The organism is Parasedimentitalea maritima (assembly GCF_005771405.1).
Classification (GTDB): domain Bacteria; phylum Pseudomonadota; class Alphaproteobacteria; order Rhodobacterales; family Rhodobacteraceae; genus Parasedimentitalea; species Parasedimentitalea maritima.
The window spans coordinates 1-20,589 of the sequence record NZ_VAUA01000018.1; the positions used below are offsets into that span (position 1 = coordinate 1).

Sequence of the window (20,589 nt, forward strand, 5' to 3'; positions counted from 1 at the left end):
CCCCCCCGGTAGCCGCAGAAATACACAGAGGAACCCAATTGACAGTCAACCGCGCGTAGACAGGCAACGGTAGACAAGGCCGCCGGGCCTACCCGCCCCCTCCCGTCATGCCTCCCCATTCACCCGGCACCAGACAAGCCCCGTCTCCAGAGCCGACCGCATTGCCACGGCTTTGGGGCCGCATGACAGGACGAGACAAGGAAAAGGCGCATTAATGATAGCATCGGAATCGACGTTTCTAAAGATACGCTGGACGCATTTTGGCTCTCGAAGCGCCAGCACAAATAATTCTCCAACACCAAAGCGGGCTTGAAAACGCTCGCCCGGTGTCCGGGTCACTGAAAACCGGAGAAACCATGGCCAGCCTTACTGCCCGCTTGCACCGGATCCATTCCCCCGGCATGCATAAGGGATATTCAAAGACAGGCAGACGCAGCCCATGAAGTTTCTTTTTGTCCATCAGAACATGCCCGGCCAATACCGCGAGCTGGTGCCCTGGCTGGTGGCACAGGGTGGCCATGACATTGTCTTTCTCACCCAACGCAAGGGCACTCAGCTGCCCGGCGTCACCACGGTGACCTACAGCCCGCATCACCAGCCCGCCAAAGATGCCTATGGATTGTCCAAAGACTGGGAAGCCGCCGCCGGGACCGGGCTGGGGGCGGCGATGGCGATGCGCCAGCTGGAACAGGATCAGGGCTTTAAGCCGGATATCATCATCGGCCACACCGGCTGGGGGGAGCTGCTGTTTGCCAAGGAGATCTGGCCCGATGTGCCGGTGATTGGCTTCTTTGAATATTTCTATCGCACCACAGGGGGCATTGTCGGATTTGATCCGGACAGCCCCGTCAATGATCAGGCCTGCTTTTTTGCCCAGGCCCGCAATGCAGTGCCCAATGCCAGCTTTCAGGCGGTGGATCTGGGCCATTGTCCCACCTACTGGCAGCGCGACCGTTTCCCAAAGAGCTTTCACTCCAACATCTACGTGCGCCATGATGGCATTCGCAGCGACCGATTGGTGCCCAACCCTGAGGTCTCGGTAGGATTGGGCCGGCTGGGGGCCCCCCTCACCCGCGAGGATGAGGTGGTGACCTATATCGCCCGCAACATGGAACGCACCCGCGGCTTCCACATCATGATGCGCGCCCTGCCCGAAATCCTGGCCCGCCGCCCCAAGGCGCGGGTGCTGATGATCGGTGGTAACGAAACGTCTTATGGCGCTGAAAGCAAACACCCCGGCGGCTTGCGCGGCGAGATGGAGGCCGAACTGGGTGACAGAGTCGACTGGGGTCGAGTGCATTTTCTGGGTCGGGTGCCCTATGACGACCTGAACCGGATCATCCAGCTCAGCCGCTGTCATATCTATCTGACCATGCCCTTTGTGCTCAGCTGGTCGCTGCTTGAGGCGATGTCGATGCAGGCCACCGTGGTGGCGGCAGATGTCGCCCCGGTGCGCGAGGCGGTGACCCATGGTGAAACCGGCATGCTGGTGGATTTCTTTCAGCCGCAGGCGCTGGCGGATCAGGTGGTGGATGTGCTGGCCAATCCCAAAGCCTATGCCCATCTCGGCGCCGCCGCCCGCGCCCATGTGCTGGAAACCTACGACTTTCACACCCGCTGCCTGCCCGATCACATCGCCCAAATCAACGCACTGGTGCCCGCAGCAAAACGGATTATCCTTTAAAAAAGGCTCTATTCAGGGCCTTCACCACGGGCGCTAAGAACCGAGACGTTTTTTCACCCAGCCCAGAAACGCCGCGTCCGGCGCCCGCAGCTTGGGGGATCCGGACCGGGCCCACATGCCGCGCCAGTCGGCCTCCAGCGCATAGACATCGGCGCCAGGGATCAGCGCCCGGGCCTGCTCCAATGTCTCGGGGCGCAGGCTGGGGGGCATCGCGCCCGGACGTTCTACCACTGTGTGTTTTTGGCTGAACCGGATCAGATCCCCGGGTTGTTCCTCCAGCGCATAGTCCGGCAGCGGCTGCGCCGCGATCATATCGCGCAGCATCTTGCGAAACACCCGGCGTGGGCTGGCCGATCCGGATTTCTTCAGCAGGGTGTCCACCGACACCGTCCAGCTTTGCTGGCGGCCGCAGTGTTTACGGCTCAGCTCGTAGATCCGCCGCTCCAGCGGTTTTCGCAAAGAAAAATAGTCGCGGCTCAGGGTCAACACCGCATTGGACATCACCGCCTGATACAGCCAGTCCGACAGGGTCACCGCCACATGGGTCATCCGCCCTGCACCGCGCCCCGAGCTGCTGCGGCGGACAATTTCCCAGCTTTCAATCAAGCCAAACCCCTTGGTGACCTCCACCCCGCCCGTGGCGATATTGGTGGTGATCCGGGTGCCGGCCAGCCGTTCAAACGCCTCACGCAGACGGCGGTAAGCATCCCCCGAGGTTTCGCGATTAGTGGCCATCAGCAGGTCATGGGCTTTCAAATGCAGGGTGCGGCTGATCTGCCGCCCGGCATTCAGCGCCGCCATCAGCTGACTGATGCAAAAGATCAGAATGTCCTTGTCGTGGATTGTCGCCAATCCCTTGACCGAGGGCGTCACGCTGATCTGTGTGCCGTTGTGTTCGTAACTCAGGATGCGCCGATCGGGGCGGGTCGCCAGCGAAAACAACGGATGCTCCATCGAGGCCAGATCGTTTTTGGGAATCGCGCCAAACACGTCGCACAGAAAGAATTCTCCCTGCTCTCCCGACGGTCCGATGACCCCTGTCAGCGCTGCACACATATTGATCCCTGCCCGGTCTGCCCGATCCCCGTCTTGATGCCTGCTGCGGGGTGACTCGGTTTCGTGGTTTTAGTGACACCCACCCTAGGGTTATCCACAGGACGGCACAACGGGGGTTCGGAGTCACCTTATCGGGGGTTCAGAGTCACTTTAACGTGGTTTTAGATTCACTCTGACCTCAATAACACCCAAAAGATCCTTTAAATAAAACCCTTTGTGGATCTCGCCCGCGCCCTTAACTATAAATAACTAAATATTAACTACATAAAAAATCTTCAGACCTCCAAATTCACCCCTCCAACCTTGCTGCAAGTCCCGGATTTGCTAGGAAAATACATCTCGCCTGCGCGTTATGCTTCCATATGCTGTCTTTTGTGCTATTGTGAGCAAAAGGTGGTACATCCATTCCGATTTAGAAGCGGTACCACCGGTGCAACCGTAGCTCTGACAGGCCCTCCAGATGGCAAAAGATCCCCATAAGACCACCCAGCCCCTGCCGCCTTACTTCAACATCGATCCCGATGCTGCTCTGGCTGACCTGGATGCGGCCACGGATACGGCGGGCTTTGCCGAGATCGCAGCCGCCTGCACCCATGGCCGCGAAGACCTGTCCAGTCGGGGCATCGACAAAGAAGGCCGCAAGCAGCTGCGCCTGTTTTCCACCTGGGAAATCACCCGCTATCTGATCCCGGTTGCCAGCGCCCATTTCCGCCGCGTGCTCAAAGCCAATCCTGAGTTGCCACAGGGGCAAGCAGAAACCGAAGGCGGCGCCAAATGGTTCTCGTTGGACGAGGTGCTGCGGCTGCGGGCGTTTTTTGGCGAACAGGGGTCCAAGTCCAAAGACTATCTGCCCTACCGTCCCAAAGGCCTGCCTGCCAAGATGGTCGCCGTGGCCAATTTCAAAGGCGGCGTAGGCAAGACCTCAACCGCGGCCCATCTGGCAATGTCCGCCGCTTTGGATGGCTACAAGGTGCTGGTGGTGGATCTCGACAGTCAGGGCTCGATGACCTCGATTTTTGGCGGCAAGGTCGATGACGAATGGCAGACTGCCTTCCCACTGCTGGCGCGCCACTACGGCGAACACCTGCGCATTGAAAACCAGCGGCGGCTGGACCGGGGCGATGCGCCGCAGCCGCTGGACGAGGCGCTGAACGCAGCGATGGACATGACCGCCCGGGATGTCATCCAAAGCACCCACTGGCCCAATATTGACCTGATTGGGGCACAGCTGAACCTGTACTGGGCAGAGTTCCAGATCCCGGTCTGGCGGATGGCGGCACGGGGCTGGAAGCTCTGGGATGCGCTAACCGACCGGCTAGAGGCAGACGGGGTGCTGGACGACTATGACCTGGTGTTCATCGATACCCCGCCGGCCCTGGGCTACCTGACCATCAACGGGCTTTCGGCGGCCGACATTCTGCTGGTGCCGATGGGGGCCTCCTTCCTTGAATTTGACAGCACCGGCCGGTTCTTTGACATGCTGCATTCGACATTTGCCAGCATCGAGGATGGCGAGAACCTTGCTGCGCGCGCTCTGGGGCGGCCAGAGATGGGGTTTGAGTGGGAAGCGGTGCGCACGGTGATCACCCGTTATGACGGCGCCCAGCAGGGCGAGCTGGCGGCCCTGATGCAGGCCTATCTGGGCCGCACATTGTCCCCGCACCGTCAGGATTTCACCGCACTGATTGGTCAGGCCGGTGAACAGGTCAATGGCATTTACGAGGCGGATTACCGCGACTTCAACCGCGAGACTTATGCCCGGGGCCGCGAAACATTTGACGCCACCTATGCTGCCTTCAAACGCCTGTTGCTGGGGGTTTGGCGGCGGGCCGAACTGGACGCGGCGCAACGCGCGGCCGAGTAAGGCTCTAATAAAGGATTTGGGGCAGGATCCGCGATCTTTACCCCTGAGGAGAGACACCCATGGCCAAACGCAAGCGCCTGACCCCGGCCCAACCCAGTTATCTGGACGCCGCGCCGGAAACAAAATCGGCGCTTGGCGCGCCTCTGGCCAGTTCTGCGCCGATTGCTCAGGTTGCCTCGGATGCGGCGGCGCAATCCGCCCTGAGCGAGCTGAGCGCGGTGCTGGAAAGTGCCCGGGCGGATGGTCGGTTGGTTGAACGCCTTGATCTGGCGATGATTGATGAGAGCCACCTGGTGCGGGACCGGCTGGAACAGGACGAAGATGAAATGGGCGCGCTTATGGCCTCGCTGCGCGCCCGGGGCCAGCAGACCCCGATCGAGGTGGTGGCGCTTACGGATCGCCCCGATGGCAAAACCCATGGATTGATCTCGGGTTGGCGGCGTCTGTCTGCGTTAAATAGGCTCTACGCCGAGACTTCAGAGCCTGAATTTGCCACAATCAAGGCGCTGGTGATCCAGCCGGAAACAGCCCGTGACGCCTATGTGGCGATGGTGGAAGAAAACGAAATTCGAGTCAATCTGAGCCACTATGAGCGGGCGCGGATTGCAGTGCGCGCGCTGCGCGAAGGTGTTTACCCCAATCAGAAAATGGCTCTACAGGGCTTGTTTGGCAATGCCACCCGCGCCAAACGATCCAAAATCGGGAGCTTTGTGACGCTGGTCGAAGCCCTGGATGCAGTGCTGTATTTCCCGGTGACGATCAATGAAAAGCTGGGGTTGGCCCTGGTTCGGGAGATCACTCGGGATCCCGGCTTTACAGAAAGCCTGACTGCCCAGCTGCGAGCTGGAGACCGAGAGACCCCAACGGGGGAATTGCGGATCCTGTCGGCAGCAGTTGCTGCGGCTGAAACAGCGGCTCTAGCCCGCCGATCAGAGCCTGATGAAGAGACTTCCTCCCCTGCCCCGGCGGACCTCGGCCCAAGAATTCGGACACCGGGACCTGCCAAAGATGAACGCATCAACACCCAGTTGGCACCGGGATTACGGCTTGGCTATACCCCCGGTCAGCACCGGATCGAACTGAGCGGCGCGGGCGTCGATGAGACACTGATCCAAGACTTGCGGGCCTGGCTACAGCAGCGGTAATTACATTTCAGCAGAGCTACTGGCAGAATATGAGATGGCGTCTCCGGGCGATTTTTCGTCTCTAATTCTGGGTGCAGGGCCAGAAAACGCACCCTCCCTGTCAGTTGGATCTGTTCAAATGTTTCGCGCGCGAAACATATTATGTTAAGTTTATTCCTGCTTCAGGCTTGATTATACTCTTGGTACCACGCGACAAAGCGGGCTACACGACTGGCAACATTCACCTGCGCAGTGATCCCGGTCAGATCCTGTAACAACCCGGTATCGGCCCTGGTGGCGGACACGTCGTCGGCCTGCATCTCCAGCATGTTCTTCGTTGCTTCGATCCCCAGTGTCGCTTCGGTGGCGGCATAAGACAAGACCTGAGTCTCGATCTGCATCCGCTCGTTGAACGGCATCTCTGTGTTGGCACCGTAAATTGACGGGGTCGTGGTCATCAATTAATGGGCCGACGGGTAGGTCCGGGCAGCCTCAAACAGTTCGAAGGTGCCGACTATGTACTGGCTCTGAAAGCAAATCAGGGCAGTCTTTGCGAGGATGTAACACTGTGGCCTGAGGAACGGGAACATGACGATCCCGCATCATTGCAAACGGTTGACGGCGACAAGGGGAGCGTCGAAACCCGTACGTTCACCCAGTGCGAGGACATGGGTTGGCTGCGTGAGAGTCACCTGGGGTGGGCTGGCTTGACCAGCATTGGACGTGTCGTTTCGACTCGTGAAGGGCTTTGTTGCACAAACCGGCCTGAGGTCGGTCTCCTCCTTACCCCAGACGGATTAACAGTTTCGGGTATGACAAGCGTAGTGAAGCCGTTGAGGATCGCAGCGAGGATTTGGATCTCTGCAACGTGGCGATCGAAGTCCCGCGCAGAGAGGCTCTGACCGAGCAGTTTCACACAATGCATCTTGGTTTCGACGCGACTCCGGCGGTGGTATCCTGTCAGATGTCGCCACAATGCGCGGCGCAGGTACTTTGTGGATCGAACGGCCTCATTTCGGGCCCTGGCTCCGGGCGTGTCAGGCTTCCATAACGTGGCGTTCTTGCGCGGCGGGATCACGGCATGGGCATTCCGAGCCGCAATCGCATCGCGGCACTTGCACGTATCGTAAGCTCCGTCCGCTGTGACGCTGCCAATATCCTGATCCGGCGGGATCTGGTTAAGAAGGTCTGGGAGCATTGGGGTATCTCCGATGCTGTTGATCACCTCAATTGCCCGTACCTCCAGTGTCGGCTCATCAATCCGGATGTGTATCTTTGGGTTCGTCCCAACAAAGGTACGTAAAGTCCCACAGGATTTGTTGAAGTTGTCTGTTTTGGGGTTCTTTTTTCTGGTTTTGGCTCTCCCGTTTTCACACCGTTTCTAAGCTGCCATTTTCGGGGGCAGGATACCGAGGGTGTCGCGGAGCTTTTCTTCGGAGAAATCGTATTCGCCGAGCATGTTGATGTGGGCCCATGACATAGGCGAGTGGGCTGCGATCAGACGCAACAGGGTTTCCCGGGCCTCGGGATCCGGTGCCTTTTCGACCTGTCGGGCGAGGTAGAGATAGTTCCAGCAGATGATGGCGTTCCGGATCAGGCAGTTGCAGGCTTCTGCGATCTCCTGCTCTTTCTTTTCGGTCTGGGTGTATTCACGCGGGTTTCCGATCGCGACGGCGCGGGTGAATCGGTTGGCCAATTCGACCTTGTTGAGCTGTTTTTCGATGGCCTGCCGGAGCGCGAGGTCATCGACATATCGCAGTATGAAGAGGGATTTGATGATCTGCCCGAAGGCCTTCATGGTCTGATACAGAGTGTGTTGTCTGGAATAAGAATTCAGCCGCCGGAAGATGTCGGAGGCGGTATTGTCTTTGGGCTTTATGGTTGCGACGAGGCGCAGTAGGTCGTCCCAATTATCGCGGATGGTGGCCTGCCGGACATGGGTCTGCTGCCAATGTTCGAAAGACCGCAGCATGTTGCAGTGATTGTTGACGGTTTCCAGCACCTGCGCGAGTGCCACATCGTGGCGTTGGGGAAAGAGATCGCCCAGTGGATCGCTGTCGCGGGCATCGAGCGCCGGGGTGGCAATGTGGAATGTACCGTCTTTGCGCAACTTAAGATGGAGATTGCCCGCCGCACGATCATTGGTCGCCCAGTATTCGGCAGTCAGCGCCACGTTGGGCCTGGTCAGAACGGGTTCAGGGTCAGCGAGCTCTGTGAGGCCTGCACGTTCCAACAGCCGGGCCTTCTCCCGGTGCCAACGGCTCCTGTCGATCAGATAGGCGTCCATGGGCCGGTATTTGTAGGATTGTTCCACATTGAGATTACCAGACTTGATGGCCGTGGTGACCGCTTGAAACAGGAACACCTTGTAGAGCGACACCCGGAAGCTGCCGTCGCCGCGAACAAGCGCGTCCTTCTGAGCGACATCGAGAAAACCCATAGGCGCGTGGGCGGCGGACATTTCCCCATCGTTTCTGAAGTGATCAATTGCCTCTAGCAGGGCAATTGCCCGTTTATTTGGCATAAAACTGAGTGCCCGCAGCAGGGGGCTGAGGCGATTTTGTAGCTTCACGGATCGCGCTTCCAGAATGTCATGCCAACCGGCTTCACTGGCAGTAGCGGCTAAGTCATTCTTCAGCTGGTCAAAGTCGTCTGTCTTGCTCTGATTGAGAAGGGTCTGTGTCGCCGTGACCTTTTGCGCATCCGACAGGTTGGCTGCTGCCATGACGCCACGGATATTACGCAGGACACCAAAGACGGATGTCTCCAGACCCTCGACGACAATGCCGATCTGCCGCTGCTGATCCTTGCGCTCTTGCACCAGGGTTTCCTGATAGTCCCGAGCCGCCGCAGATTTGAACGATGCCATAACGCTGAGCCAGAGATCGATCATGTTGTCCTGGCAGCGATAGAACTGATGAGCGACAAAGGCGGCTGCATGAATGTGGCGGTCGTTACGCTCCCGATGTTGCATCTGGAAGATTTCCGACCGCAGAACGCTGCCCGCAAAATACTGGATGCCAGCAGTGCCCAGATCAAGTTTGGCAAGAATAGCGGCCAAGCGATCATGCAGCTCTGACAAGACCTGGAAATCTACCACGGCATCCTTGATCCGTGAAGGGTTGGTCGATTGCGACAGTTTCTTCAGAAGGGTCAGGCGATATCGGTTCTGATCATCTGAGGCTGAGAACAGATCATCCAACAAGTGCCGCGCTTCGGCGGGCGGGTGACTATCCATCAAGACAATCAGCTCTGCCTTGCGGTCATGCAGGCCGGCACGGATCAGATCATTCAGCCGATAGGCAGACGGCTCCTGCATGCGGTTCTGGATCAAAAAGTCTACACAGCGGTCGAAAATCAGACGCGGTTTGAGATGCATCCGCGCCATCGTGGCGATCTCAATGGAAAGGGCATTGCTCGCAGTGTCATCAAAGGGCGTGAAGCCATAGAAATCCAGAATGATATTTTGGTGCCGTTGCCGTGTCTGTTTGGCGTAGGCGTCAGAAATAAGTTCAGAGCTCGGCAGCCTCAGAAGTCGTGCGATGGCCTCAATATCGCGCTCGTGAAAATCCTGTGGTTGGTAAAAGCGTTTGGTCGCTTTGAAATACCCACACATCAAAAGGAAGCCGATCTGGCCGCCGGGCGAACGCAGGCTCTTGGCGATGTCCATCAGCCCCTTGGGCAGGTCAAAGTATTTCTTGCGATTACGATGATCAAACAGAGGTGGCTTGTCGAAAGCCTGCTGTTTATTGGTTGTGAGGATGCGCATTCGTGCCATGGCTGCTTTTGTGTCTGATGTCCGAAAAGGAGCGATTGCGGACAGGGCTGCAAAGGACGTCCGTAAATTACCTTGCAATATTATAGGACAGGAGTATTATTCCGTACAGCCATTTCGTAACAAAACCACCCATGTCTCGCACCTTCGCCTATGCCCGTGTCTCTACCTTCGATCAGACACCCGAAAATCAAATCCAAGAAATCAAAACGGCAGGCTTTGCCGTTGAGCCGCATCGCATCGTCACAGAGACCATCTCCGGTTCCATGGCCATCGCACAGCGGGAAGGGTTCTCCAAACTGCTCGACAAGATGGAAAAGGGTGACGTTCTGATCGTCACCAAACTCGATCGGTTGGGCCGTGATGCCATCGACGTCAGCACAACCGTCGCAAAGCTCGAAGAGATCGGCATCCGTGTTCACTGCCTCGCCCTCGGTGGCGTCGATCTCACCAGCTCCGCTGGTAAGATGACCATGAATGTCATCAATGCCGTCGCCCAGTTCGAGCGCGACCTGCTCATCGAGCGTACCCAATCCGGCCTCGCGCGCGCCAAAGCGGAAGGTAAGCCCCTCGGACGACCATCAGCCCTTTCCGAGGATCAGCAGGCCGAAGTGAAGCAAAAACTGGAAAACGGCGAAACAATCTCAGCTATCGCGCGGCAGTTCGAAACCAGCAGACAGACAATCATGCGCGTCAGAGATCACCCATAATCCTGTGGGACTTTACGTACCTTTGTTGGGATAGACCCCATCTTGTTCCGCCGTAACGGGATCCTATGAACAAACCTTCCGGTGGGATCGCAGTGCTCTGGAGTGGGCCAAATAGGTGCGGCCCTCGCCGCGGGGTGAATTGGTGGAAATCACCGACCTGTTGCAGATGTATCTGGAGGAGGGGGCGCTGCGTGTCGAAACCATGGGCCGTGGCTGTGCTTGGCTGGATATCGGTACTCATGCCACGCAGCTGGACATGTGCAATTTTGTACGTGCCCTAGAACAGCGTCAAGGATTGCAGACCGGCTGTCCCGAGGAAATTGCCTGGGCCCAGAACTGGATCACCGAGGCTTAGCTTCTTGCCTGAAATGCCTATGGTCCCTATCTTGAGGGGCTGCTGAGCCAGGGCAGCGACCCGAAAGGCTCTCCAACGCGTCATGACCTGTGCCGCAGCATGGCAAACCCACGATACAGAAAAAGCGGGCCATGTAGGCCCGCCTTCTATTTCAACCAGTCAACCTAGCCTACAGTCTGAGATCACAACTGCAAGACAGCGGAGGGAGTGTCCCCTGCGCGGATCAGTTCGTGGTGGTTGTGGTTGTCGATGTTCCGTCGCTGCCGCTGGCCACGACACCCACAAACACAAGTGTTGTCAGGCCAAGAGCGCCAAGGGGACCGACCGCCAAACCGCCACCGCCGCCCAGAACAGGCGTTGTCGTCTCAACAGTCTGAGCCGTCGCGGTTGATGCAGTGGTGCTGGCCATAACGGCCAGAGCAAAGGCTGCAATGATTTGTTTCATTATTAAACTCCTGTGGAATGCTTTGAACATCTGTATGCGAAATGCGGTAGCATTTCAACGATACTTGTTATGGGGGAACCCTTGACTATTGTGTTTTAAACGCGTTGTTGCATGAAATCAGCTCAGATTGTCAGCTGACGGATGCGCAGATAGCCAATTGTTGGGCCCGCCCATTGCCGGGATTGCCAGACTCTTCCAGAGCGCGAATCGACCCAATAATCATTCACCACAAGGCTGTTTTGAGCTTCACACCGTTCCTGAATACGGCGGGTAGGGTAGGTGACTTCAACAATCTCGACCGGTGCGGGGCCCAGATCCAGCAGGCTGCAAGCCATCACCAGTGTTTGGGTCTTATTGTCTAATCCGCGGATCTGGTAGCTGCGGGCGCCGCCCGTAACCGGACCGGGTTTCCCGGTCGCCACCGGCGCCGAGGCCGACAGAATATCATCCCCCAACCCCCGTGTGGCCACCAGTACGCCGCTGCGCAGCGCCAGGGTGATATTATCCTCGGTGCGCCAGACCACTATTTCGCCGGGGCTACCATCGCGGCGTACCAGCTGCTGTGACAGATAGGCAAAGATATCGCGGTTCTCGACCGTCACCTCAATATAAGGGCCTTCGACCGTGTCCAGCGCTGCGCGGGTCAGCGGCGGCCGCTCAACCGCGGCCGCCGCTGACCCGCCAATGCTGGCGACTCGCTGCTGGACAAGCTGAAACACCTCCAGCTCCAGCGTCGGCCCATCCGGTCCCTGACTACAGCCGGCCAACAGGGCCAACCCCAGAACCGAAGCCCATTTCACTGGCAGTATTCTCATTCCCACATCCTTGCCCGCTGATCGGTCAGGCTGGCGCGATGAGCATCCCGGATCTGCCCGTAAAGCCGTCCTGGCATATGGACCCGCTGGCCTCCGTCCCGCTGCACAGGCCGAACGGTCAGGCCAAAGCTATTGCGGCTTGGCTTGCCCAGCATCCAGTCCAGCGGGATGTCGAACCGAAACCCTTTGTCAAATGACCCTTCGCCAAAATCCTCGGCCGAAACATCGGTCAGAGTGAAAAATCCGCCCACGCGCCATCCATTGTCAAACACCCGGTCCAGGCTCAGGGTTCCGCCGTAGTCCCCCGCCAGATAGCGCCCGGCATCCAGCTGCATCTGATAGCCACCACCCAGTTCGTAATAAGCCGAGGCATGACCCGTGAAGGTTTTGTAATCGCGGAAGGAAAAGCGCTGATCAAAATCACGCTGCACCACATAGTTGGCCTCAAATCCCAGTGCCAGCGGGCTATCTACCGGCTTCCACAACAGCTCAGCTGACACCCCGCCATACATGCTTTCAAACAGCCCGGCCGTGGCGCGCGCATAGAGATTGTGGTCCGGCTGCCAGTAACGGCTGACAAAGAGGTTTTCCAATGTGGTCCCATATTGGGCATATTCCACCTGATCTGTGCGCACATGGGGCAGTTTTGAGTTTGAGGCGCGGCCATTTTTCACATTCCCCCAGAGCCGCTGACGCAGAGCGGAGGAAATGACCCAGCCTGGTGCCGGTTCATAAGTCGCTTTGAAATCCAGTCCAAGATCCAAGCGGAACGGCTGGTCCGGATCAAAATACGCAGGGGCGCTATAGGGGCTGACCGAGGTGCTGAAGGCGGGATAGAGGCCTGGTGAAACCAGTGCCGCATCCGGCAGCGGGGCAGCGCCACCAATCCCGGCCACCGCCACCAGCGCATCCGCCGCATGGGCATCATGCTCCAGCATCTCCAGATCTGAGCGCCGGATTTCGGTGGCTGACAATCCCATGCCACTGCGCACCGGCACCATCCGGAACGTCTCAACCGAGGCAGGCAGTATGCGGCTCATCACCCGAGCTGTGCGCCCAACCGCCAGTGCATCGGATCGATAGCGGGGGTTGCGAAAGCGGACTTCTGCGCGGGTACTGTCGATTTCCAGGCTTTCCAGGATCAACCCGTCCTGTTCCAATTGCTGGGCCAACTGGTCCCGCAGGGTCAGGCGGCTCTCCGCGCTCTGCGCCCAGTTGCGGCTCCAGTCGGCCTCTGTTTTGGCCCAGTCCGAACGCGGCACAATGGGCAGCGGCGCAGGCACCGTCATCGGCCGCACGGGGTGAAAGGGGTTCAGTTGGATTTGAGCGGTCACACCAACTTCAGAGCCATAGAGATAATAGGCCCCCAGACGGGTGCGCGGCGTGGCCTGATATTCCGCCCCAAAGTTGAGTTGGGATTTGCGCTCAAAGACATCGGCATCCTGTGTTTCGGCGACATAGGCGTCCGAAGAATACTCCAGCTTAAAGCCCCAGCGCGCGTTGGGTTGCCATTCAATGCCGCCAAAGGGGGCAAAATCCCCCCGGAACCATTGATCATAAGACAGGGTGCCGCCAGTAGATCCTGGCGTAAAGCTGGAGCGGTTGCCGATATTGCCGATGGCCCCGTAAGACCCCAGTCGCCCCCAGCCCAGCCCCGCCGAGAGTTTCACCCTGCCAGTGGCGCCACCAAAGCCAAGCGCGGGCGCCTGAAACTGTTTGGTGGCTACAAAATACTCCGCCGCATAAATGCCGGTGCCCGCAAAATCCTGCAGCCCCATAGTGACCTCGGGCCGATAGCGTCCCTCACGCCAGAGCCGGGCCCTGACATCAAAGCCGCGATCATAATAGGTGCTAAACGTGGTGCTGAGGTTCTGGATGCCGTTGTAGCGAAAGCTGGCCGAGAGCCAGGGCAGCGCCTGGAAGGTTAGATTGTAGCGGGCCTGGCCACCAAACCAGGAATACGAGACCGAAAACTGCCCATCCGGCTGCATCTCAGCGCTTGGCATATCCAGCAGGCCGGGCGATCCATAGAAGTTCAGGCTGGGTGCTGGCAAAGGGGTGAAACTGGGGGCATTCAAAGCTGGATCCTGCGCCGAAACCGGAGCGGAGGTAAACGCCCCGGCCATGGCAAGCGCCACTCCTGTCAGCCGCACAGGGTGGCGGCATGCGACTTGAAATATCTGTCCTGTGAGGAGTGGGTACACGGAAAGCAATCGCCTTATGCCAATCTAATTTTCTGCTTTTTCTTAAATCACATAACCTATCGAACGATCAACGCCCCTGCAGACGACGACATCACATCACCCCCTATTGAGGCGGATCTGCCACGATAGGGCTGCTGATTGAAGATACTCTGCGAGATCAAGAGGTTTTACGGTCGGCCTCAGGCTGACGATAGCCCTCAACCCAATGGGTGATGACCTGACGTGCAGCCGTCTCGTCATGGCTATTCAACGCCTGGCCTAGCGCCCGCAACATTGCAGCCACTTCGATTTCCGACAGCCCTGCCTCGCGGGCGCAGAAAATCTTGGCGTGACGGGTGCTGGTCAACTTCTGAGACAGGGTCAGCTCTTCCTCCAGTTTCTCACCAGGGCGCAACCCAGTGATCTCGATGACAATGTCGCCCCCCGGCAGATCCTCATCGCGCACCGTATAGCCAGCGCTTTCGATCACCTGCCGGGCCAGCTGCAAAATGGGCACCGGCTCTCCCATGTCGAGCACAAAAATCTCATCCCGGCGGGCCTCGGCTCCGGCCTGCAAGACCAGATGCGCCGCCTCGCGGATGGTCATGAAATAACGCATCACATTGGGGTCAGTCACAGTCACCGGGCCACCCCGGCTGATCTGGTCCTGAAACAGCGGCACCACTGAGCCAGAAGAGCCCAGAACATTGCCAAACCGCACCATGGTAAAGACGGTCCTGGTACTGCGGGAGCCAAGATCCTGAACAACCAGCTCTGCCATCCGCTTGGACGCTCCCATCACGCTGGTCGGGCGCACCGCCTTATCAGACGAAATCAGGATGAAACGTTCAACTCCCGCCCGGTCTGCCGCCTGGGCCAGTGTCTGGGCACCAAGCACATTATTGGCCAGCCCTGGCAGCGGATTGGCTTCGACCAGGGGGACATGTTTATAGGCGGCTGCATGCAGCACCACTTGCACTGCATTGGTCTCCAGAGCCAGGCGCACCTGATGCGCGTCAGTGACCGATCCCAGCACTGGCACCACCTCTACCCCCATATCCCGACCCAGCTCAGCCAACTCCTGATGGATGGTATACAGGGCCAGTTCGGACTGCTCATAAAGCACCAGCTTGGTCGGGCCACAGGCCAGCACCTGGCGACAGAGCTCGGATCCGATCGACCCGCCGGCGCCTGAAACCAGGACGCTGCGCGCCTGATAAGACGTACCCGCATCCCCCAGAGGTACATCCCGCGCAGCGCGGCCCAGAAAACTTTGTGGTGCGGCCGGGGCCAGCTTGTCCACCAGTGCTTCTTCTCCGATGAGCTGGGCAAAAGACGGCAGGACCTGTACCTCAAGCTGCATTTCCTGAAGATGGCGAGTCAGCTGTGCTTGTTTGGGAGGGCTTTGCGAGGGCATTGCCAGCAGCACCCGTTTGATTTCCCGAGAGCTGGCGATCTCTGCGATGCGGGCAGGGGGGAAAACCGGCATTCCCATCAAGGTCATCCCCTGTAGCGAGCTGTTGTCATCCACAAAGGCCACAGGCTCAATTTCACCATGTGCCTTGAGCGCTTGAGCCAGTTGAGTGCCGGTTGTGCCTGCGCCATAGATCAACACCCGACAGCCGGGGCGGGCTCGATGGTAGATTGCCAGAACAATCCGGTACAACACTGCCCGCGCCGCAAGCATAAAGAGAAAGTAGTTGATCCCAAAAACCACATATGTGCCGATGGGCAGACCTGGGCCAAACACCCCATCCAACAGAGCAGCGGCAGAAGCCGTTGCCAGCGCCACCAAGGCGGTGAGTCCGGCCGCGTGGCGTTCATAGGCGACAAGCTGTACATGTGGGATACCAAACCACAGCGACAGCCCGGCGGTTACCGCAATCACATAGGGTAGCGCTGGCAACAGCGCCGCGAAGCTGGAAAGCGCGCTCTGCGGGAGGGTCTGGACAGAAAAGGTGAACAACAGCGCCAAAGGGCAAAGCAGCAAATCAACCGCGAGGAAAATCCAAGATTTTTGCTTGCGTGAAAGTACGCTGATCAAAGTCAACATGTTTTGCGCCCCATCCCCCTCTGGGCTTCTAATCTATGTGCTGCACAGCAACTTGCAGGTGACCGGTCGTATCCTTGTATGTGCAAGTGCTATAGCCGGTGATACAATACTCGCTTCAAAATACGCATCACCTCCCTTGGCTGGGCACAGCGCGAAATAGCTTAAAAATTTGCCAGTATCCAGTGTGATACAGATTTCAACCTAGCATGAATTCAGGCTCAACGAAAGCCCATGGAAGAGTGTATATTCATGAAAACAGACAATAAAACAGACAAATACGCGCGCGCAGCCTCCTTGCACAAGCACATCGCCCAAGATGAATAACACATATAGATTTCGAATCGGAGAGATCAACCGCGGCGGAAGATGTTACCGATGGTCTGAAAGACCAAATCAAAATCGTAGCACATGTTCTGATTGCGTTGGTAGATAAGATCCAGCCGGGCCTTGGCCGGTACACAGACGCGGGAATAAATTGCATCTGTTTCTGCCGGTGTTTGACAGCGCTCCAGCAGCGCCGCCTCATGCTTGTGGTAGACAATCGAAGCCAAGCCCGTCACCCCCGGTCGGGAGGCCAGCACCTGAGCATAGATCTCCGGGTGCCTCTCTACATATTGGCGCAGAGGTGGGCGCGGGCCCACAAAGCTCAGATCCCCCTTCAGGATATTCCACAACTGGGGAAATTCATCCAATCGCCGGCCGCGCAGCCAGGCCCCGGTTTTGGTGACTCGCGACGCCTTGTCACCACCGGATACCCCAGTGTCTGCCTCGACCACGGTCATAGTCCTGAGCTTCCACAGCGAAAACGGCTGATCCACGCCCTTCATCCGCGGGGCCACGTAAAACAGTGGTCGCCCCTCTTTTAACAGCAGCCACAGGAGAAGCCCCAACAAGATCGGCCCCAGGCCCAGCACCAGCAGCGTCGCAAAGAAAAGATCAAAAAGCCGCTTGTGCCAGGTCATATCTCTGGGGTGTCCCTCGTTTACTCGAGCCCTAAGGCGCGCCACTCCGCTACCATCTGCGCCGGATCCGTAGCTGGCAGTTGATGATCTGCAGGCAATAGCGCATTCAACCGGGAGACGTCGAGTGCCACCTCAGGAAGAGCGCCTTCCGGGGCCGGACGGTGATCATAGTCAAGACCGGCGGCCTGCAGAAGATCTCCCATTTCAATGGCCCCGGGCTGTGCGATGTTTAGCGCAGATGGCAGATCCTGCAGCGGCATCAAATCCGCCAAAACCCGGGCCAAAATCCCTGCGCCAATATAACTGCGCCGGGGTGTTCTGTTATCCCCAAAGACATCAAGTTGAAACCCCGGCCGCCAACCGCCAAGGATGGCATCCAGCCCGGCGATATTGCCGATTCTCAAGGCGCAAACTCGGACGTTCAGATCGACGCCAAGGCGGGCCGCTTGCTGTTCCATTTCCGCCTTGGACACTCCATAGGGCGTGGTCGCAAGAAGAGGGACCTCCTCTGGCAGTAGCCCCGGCCGGCCGCCGTAAACTGCAGCCGAAGACGCCAGAAAAACCTGCGCGCCGGTGGTTGCACCCGCCCGCACAGCCGCTTCGCCCAGGCGCATATTATCCTCCATCGCGTTGTTGCGCCCCGGTACCGCCCCCGCAAGGCACAAGATTGCGTCCACCCCCTGCGCTGCTGCGACAAGGGCAGCAGAATCACCAAGGGGGTCGAAAATTCGCCACCCCTGTCCGGTTCCATCCTCCCCTTGTGCACGGCGTGTCTGCCAGTGCAGATCGGCACTTCCCGGCCAGCAGTGGCGCAACACCCGGCCAATTCGTCCTGATGCACCCAAGACAAGGACTTGTGGAAAAACCAATTTCACCCCCTGTTAGTGTTGACGCTCCGCCTCAGCCCAGTATCTTGCGGCAACTAAAAATCAAGTATTTTTCTGACAAGGCTCCTTAAATGCGCCATTTCCTCTTCGTACTTGCGGCAGCAAGCTTGGCCCTTTTACCGGCGGCCTGTGGCCGTTTGCCCGGCGGCTCGCCTGCCAGCGAAGAGATTCTCACGCAATCCTCCGAGCCAGATGCGGGGTTTGCCCTCTACCAAGTCAACCGCGCCTTCCTGCCCACCGTGGCCCAATGGCCCGCAACCGGCAAACAGGAGCGCCTGAGCTGGATTCGTGGCCACCAAGGCGCCCGCACTCAGATCATACAATCTGGCGACAGGCTGACCCTCAGGATCTGGGACAGCAATGACAACTCCTTACTGACCGCCGTCGACCAGAAGGTGATCCAGCTGCAGGACATCAAGGTGGCGGCCAATGGCACCATCTTCATGCCCTATGTGGGCAATGTGAATGTGCTGGGGCTGACACCGGATCTGGCGCGTGAGGAAATGCAGCGCGCCATCGAACCGATTGTGCCCTCTGCCCAGGTGCAGCTCAGCATGACCGAAGGGCGCAATAACTCGGTTGATCTGATCAGCGGTGTGGCCCGGCCCAACACCTACCCGATGCCGGATCGCAACTACACAGTGATGGGGCTGATCTCGGCTGGTGGTGGTATCAGTGCCAGCCTCAACAACCCGCAGATCCGTTTGGTGCGCGGGCACCATATCTATGGCACCTCAATCGACAACCTGCTGAACAATCCGCAGCTGGACACGTTGCTGCGCGGCGGTGACCGGGTTTTTGTCGAAGAAGACGAACGGTATTTCTTGTCGTTCGGCGCCACCGGTCGCGAAGATCTGCATACCTTCACCAAAGACGAGGTTTCGGCGATGGATGCGATGTCGATCTCGGGCGGGTTTCAGGACAGCCGGGCGGACCCACAGGGATTACTGATCCTACGCGAATATGCCTCCAGCGCCGTCGCACCCGGGACCCGCGGCCCCCGCCAGCAGCGGGTGGTTTTCACGCTCGATCTGACCTCCGCTGACGGATTGTTCTCGGCGCGTACTTTTCAGATCCAACCCGGCGACCTGGTCATGGCCACCGAATCTCCGATCAACGATGCTCTGACAATCTCCAATATCATCGGCAACTTCTTCGGCGTCTTCAGCGCTGCCGGTGTCATCTGACATGGGGCGCGGGCTCGGCGGAGTGGCACACCTGGAACCCCGCCAAGTCACCACCGGCAAGCAAGGGTTGCGAACTATGCTTTCCGGTGTGTTTGCGTTTAACATGTTTTCAATTACACGCCGTTCGCGCAAATCTAACTCTGTGTGGACCATATTCATTCTCCTTACTTTCTGTTTTCCGTGATGAGAGTGTTGGCGATGATGGCGAGTTTTCGCATGACAGCAGTGATCACGACTTTGAAAGGCTTTCCATTGTTTCTGAGACGGTTGTAGAGCCGTGCCATGTTCGGGCTTACGCGATTGTCGTATTTATGCCGTGCAGCGCTCGAAGTGCATCCACGACCGAGGCAAGATGCCAGCTTTTGATGGCCGTTTCGATTGTTTGGTTCAGTGTTGCAATACGTGCCCCGATCTGGTCGATGGCACGTTTGAGCTCCTCGAAGGCGATCTGCTGATGTAGATATGGAAACTTGCGCAGCTGGACCAACCACCGACGGTGACGTTTCGCCCAATAACGGGGCCTGTTCCGGCTGGGGGCGACCCATTTAACCTGAATAGTTGCGTGGGACATGCTCGTAACAGCTGCCCCCGCAGGATCGAAACCAAAAAAAACAGATTTGCGGGGCTTTGTTGATGGCGTGGATGCCCCCATCGCGAAAGCTCGGTCACAAGAACAGCATCAATTTTTCGGGCCTGCGCCATTTCCATGATTTGGTTGCGGGCGGCACGGTTCAACTTTGTGCCCGAATCGGTTTCCTTGAACACCCCAACGATCTCAAAGTTACCTCGTTCAACAAAACTGGTGAGTTTACCTATCAGGCATTCGCACAACTGATCAGAAGTTGAAACCCGTGCGTAGGTGCCTGCTTTCTGTCCCAATTGCCCCCCATGGATTTAAACCTTGCAAGCCATTGATTTTTCTAGTGGGAGTGACGTCCTATTTAGACTAATGATTAACAGAGGCACATTTCATGTGCCAAGACTGGTTCCCTATCGGTTTCCACGGATGCTGGAGGTTGTCATGTTCCCGGCGAAACTTACCGGGCGACAGCCGGTGGAGTCCGAGAAACAAGCGGCACTACTACCTATTCACCCTCCTCCCTGTCACATCATATTCTATGGGCCCTTTCTAGTGTTCCAGTCCGCGCGCGGATGTCTGGCTTCGGAAAACGGGCATTGCCTCAGACAGGCCACCGGACTTCCCCGCTCTGGGGGGCGACTTTCTGGTCAAAAATATACCGTCGACGCAAATTCTCTGTGTTTTATTTGTTTACTCATAAGGGTGGCCGAATTTTTATAGCGCTACTCATAATGAGTCGGATGTCCCATGTAGTATGCTAAAAATTGTTGAGCATTTCGCTCCACGCCCCCCCGGTAGCCGCAGAAATACACAGAGGAACCCAATTGACAGTCAACCGCGCGTAGACAGGCAACGGTAGACAAGGCCGCCGGGCCTACCCGCCCCCTCCCGTCATGCCTCCCCATTCAC

General features: G+C 58.0%; 15 protein-coding genes and 4 pseudogenes. 6 read left to right on the plus strand and 13 right to left on the minus strand.

Annotated features, from left to right (window positions below; all coding sequences use genetic code 11):
- The first annotated feature begins 439 nt into the window (after nt 1–439).
- Nucleotides 440–1,684 (plus strand): glycosyltransferase family 4 protein, encoded by a 1,245-nt coding sequence (locus FEE96_RS23200; RefSeq protein ID WP_138165513.1) that lies wholly within the window; start codon nt 440–442, stop codon nt 1,682–1,684.
- Between the two features lie 33 nt (nt 1,685–1,717).
- Here the strand turns inward: FEE96_RS23200 and FEE96_RS23205 are convergent, their stop codons facing one another.
- Nucleotides 1,718–2,740, minus strand: a complete 1,023-nt coding sequence (locus FEE96_RS23205) for a replication initiator protein A (RefSeq protein WP_138165514.1) — start codon at nt 2,738–2,740, stop codon at nt 1,718–1,720.
- Nucleotides 2,741–3,200: 460 nt separating this feature from the next.
- On the opposite strand from FEE96_RS23205, the gene FEE96_RS23210 reads away from it, so the two are divergent.
- A complete protein-coding gene (locus FEE96_RS23210) occupies nt 3,201–4,604 on the plus strand; it encodes an AAA family ATPase (protein ID WP_138165515.1) in 1,404 nt (467 codons plus the stop codon).
- Nucleotides 4,605–4,663: 59 nt separating this feature from the next.
- Nucleotides 4,664–5,749 (plus strand): ParB/RepB/Spo0J family partition protein, encoded by a 1,086-nt coding sequence (locus FEE96_RS23215; protein ID WP_138165516.1) that lies wholly within the window; start codon nt 4,664–4,666, stop codon nt 5,747–5,749.
- A 161-nt stretch (nt 5,750–5,910) separates the two neighbouring features.
- On the opposite strand, the gene FEE96_RS23220 is transcribed toward FEE96_RS23215, so the two are convergent.
- From FEE96_RS23220 to FEE96_RS24195, 4 genes and pseudogenes are all read right to left on the minus strand, one after another.
- A complete protein-coding gene (locus FEE96_RS23220; protein ID WP_138165517.1) occupies nt 5,911–6,186 on the minus strand; it encodes a hypothetical protein in 276 nt (91 codons plus the stop codon).
- Between the two features lie 230 nt (nt 6,187–6,416).
- Nucleotides 6,417–7,004, minus strand: a pseudogene (locus FEE96_RS23225) (IS5 family transposase); the annotation flags it as partial.
- A 105-nt stretch (nt 7,005–7,109) separates the two neighbouring features.
- Entirely contained in the window at nt 7,110–8,933 is a 1,824-nt protein-coding gene (locus FEE96_RS23230) for a Tn3 family transposase (RefSeq protein ID WP_246079590.1), read from the minus strand.
- Between the two features lie 132 nt (nt 8,934–9,065).
- Nucleotides 9,066–9,506, minus strand: a pseudogene (locus FEE96_RS24195) (DUF4158 domain-containing protein); the annotation flags it as partial.
- Nucleotides 9,507–9,637: 131 nt separating this feature from the next.
- Between FEE96_RS24195 and FEE96_RS23235 the strand changes: the two are divergent.
- On the plus strand, nt 9,638–10,213 hold the full coding sequence (locus tag FEE96_RS23235) for a recombinase family protein (RefSeq protein ID WP_138165519.1): 576 nt from the start codon (nt 9,638–9,640) through the stop codon (nt 10,211–10,213).
- Nucleotides 10,214–10,328: 115 nt separating this feature from the next.
- Nucleotides 10,329–10,568, plus strand: a pseudogene (locus FEE96_RS23240) (sugar phosphate nucleotidyltransferase); the annotation flags it as partial.
- 223 nt (nt 10,569–10,791) lie between these two features.
- On the opposite strand, the gene FEE96_RS23245 reads toward FEE96_RS23240, so the two are convergent.
- The 6 genes from FEE96_RS23245 to FEE96_RS23270 form a co-directional block, all read right to left on the minus strand.
- Complete coding sequence (locus FEE96_RS23245) at nt 10,792–11,013, minus strand: hypothetical protein (RefSeq protein WP_138165520.1); 222 nt, start codon at nt 11,011–11,013, stop codon at nt 10,792–10,794.
- Between the two features lie 122 nt (nt 11,014–11,135).
- Nucleotides 11,136–11,828, minus strand: a complete 693-nt coding sequence (locus FEE96_RS23250; RefSeq protein WP_138165521.1) for a YjbF family lipoprotein — start codon at nt 11,826–11,828, stop codon at nt 11,136–11,138.
- Nucleotides 11,825–13,954 carry a YjbH domain-containing protein gene (locus FEE96_RS23255; protein WP_138165522.1) on the minus strand — a complete coding sequence of 710 codons (2,130 nt, stop codon included), beginning with the start codon at nt 13,952–13,954 and terminating at the stop codon, nt 11,825–11,827. The genes FEE96_RS23250 and FEE96_RS23255 overlap by 4 nt, the downstream gene beginning before the upstream one ends.
- A gap of 235 nt (nt 13,955–14,189) precedes the next feature.
- Entirely contained in the window at nt 14,190–16,064 is a 1,875-nt protein-coding gene (locus FEE96_RS23260) for a polysaccharide biosynthesis protein (protein ID WP_138165523.1), read from the minus strand.
- A gap of 350 nt (nt 16,065–16,414) precedes the next feature.
- Nucleotides 16,415–17,026, minus strand: coding sequence for a sugar transferase (locus FEE96_RS23265; protein ID WP_138165524.1), 612 nt, complete (start codon nt 17,024–17,026; stop codon nt 16,415–16,417).
- 20 nt (nt 17,027–17,046) lie between these two features.
- Nucleotides 17,047–17,895 (minus strand): NAD-dependent epimerase/dehydratase family protein, encoded by an 849-nt coding sequence (locus FEE96_RS23270; protein WP_138165525.1) that lies wholly within the window; start codon nt 17,893–17,895, stop codon nt 17,047–17,049.
- Nucleotides 17,896–17,984: 89 nt separating this feature from the next.
- Between FEE96_RS23270 and FEE96_RS23275 the strand changes: the two genes are divergently transcribed.
- Nucleotides 17,985–19,100 (plus strand): polysaccharide biosynthesis/export family protein, encoded by a 1,116-nt coding sequence (locus tag FEE96_RS23275; RefSeq protein ID WP_138165526.1) that lies wholly within the window; start codon nt 17,985–17,987, stop codon nt 19,098–19,100.
- A gap of 292 nt (nt 19,101–19,392) precedes the next feature.
- Here FEE96_RS23275 and FEE96_RS23930 read toward each other — a convergent pair whose 3' ends face one another.
- On the minus strand, nt 19,393–19,671 hold the full coding sequence (locus FEE96_RS23930) for a hypothetical protein (RefSeq protein WP_171021809.1): 279 nt from the start codon (nt 19,669–19,671) through the stop codon (nt 19,393–19,395).
- 86 nt (nt 19,672–19,757) lie between these two features.
- Nucleotides 19,758–19,979: pseudogene (locus tag FEE96_RS24035) on the minus strand (recombinase family protein); the annotation flags it as partial.
- Nucleotides 19,980–20,589: the final 610 nt, after the last annotated feature.

What these genes read in the sequence shown, in the direction of transcription:
- FEE96_RS23200 (WP_138165513.1), top strand. Translation starts at nt 440, where the DNA reads ATGAAGTTTCTTTTTGTCCATCAGAACATGCCCGGCCAATACCGCGAG.
- FEE96_RS23205 (WP_138165514.1), bottom strand. Translation starts at nt 2,740, where the DNA reads ATGTGTGCAGCGCTGACAGGGGTCATCGGACCGTCGGGAGAGCAGGGA.
- FEE96_RS23210 (WP_138165515.1), top strand. Translation starts at nt 3,201, where the DNA reads ATGGCAAAAGATCCCCATAAGACCACCCAGCCCCTGCCGCCTTACTTC.
- FEE96_RS23215 (WP_138165516.1), top strand. Translation starts at nt 4,664, where the DNA reads ATGGCCAAACGCAAGCGCCTGACCCCGGCCCAACCCAGTTATCTGGAC.
- FEE96_RS23220 (WP_138165517.1), bottom strand. Translation starts at nt 6,186, where the DNA reads ATGACCACGACCCCGTCAATTTACGGTGCCAACACAGAGATGCCGTTC.
- FEE96_RS23235 (WP_138165519.1), top strand. Translation starts at nt 9,638, where the DNA reads ATGTCTCGCACCTTCGCCTATGCCCGTGTCTCTACCTTCGATCAGACA.
- FEE96_RS23245 (WP_138165520.1), bottom strand. Translation starts at nt 11,013, where the DNA reads ATGAAACAAATCATTGCAGCCTTTGCTCTGGCCGTTATGGCCAGCACC.
- FEE96_RS23250 (WP_138165521.1), bottom strand. Translation starts at nt 11,828, where the DNA reads ATGAGAATACTGCCAGTGAAATGGGCTTCGGTTCTGGGGTTGGCCCTG.
- FEE96_RS23255 (WP_138165522.1), bottom strand. Translation starts at nt 13,954, where the DNA reads ATGGCCGGGGCGTTTACCTCCGCTCCGGTTTCGGCGCAGGATCCAGCT.
- FEE96_RS23260 (WP_138165523.1), bottom strand. Translation starts at nt 16,064, where the DNA reads ATGTTGACTTTGATCAGCGTACTTTCACGCAAGCAAAAATCTTGGATT.
- FEE96_RS23265 (WP_138165524.1), bottom strand. Translation starts at nt 17,026, where the DNA reads ATGACCTGGCACAAGCGGCTTTTTGATCTTTTCTTTGCGACGCTGCTG.
- FEE96_RS23275 (WP_138165526.1), top strand. Translation starts at nt 17,985, where the DNA reads ATGCGCCATTTCCTCTTCGTACTTGCGGCAGCAAGCTTGGCCCTTTTA.
- FEE96_RS23930 (WP_171021809.1), bottom strand. Translation starts at nt 19,671, where the DNA reads ATGTCCCACGCAACTATTCAGGTTAAATGGGTCGCCCCCAGCCGGAAC.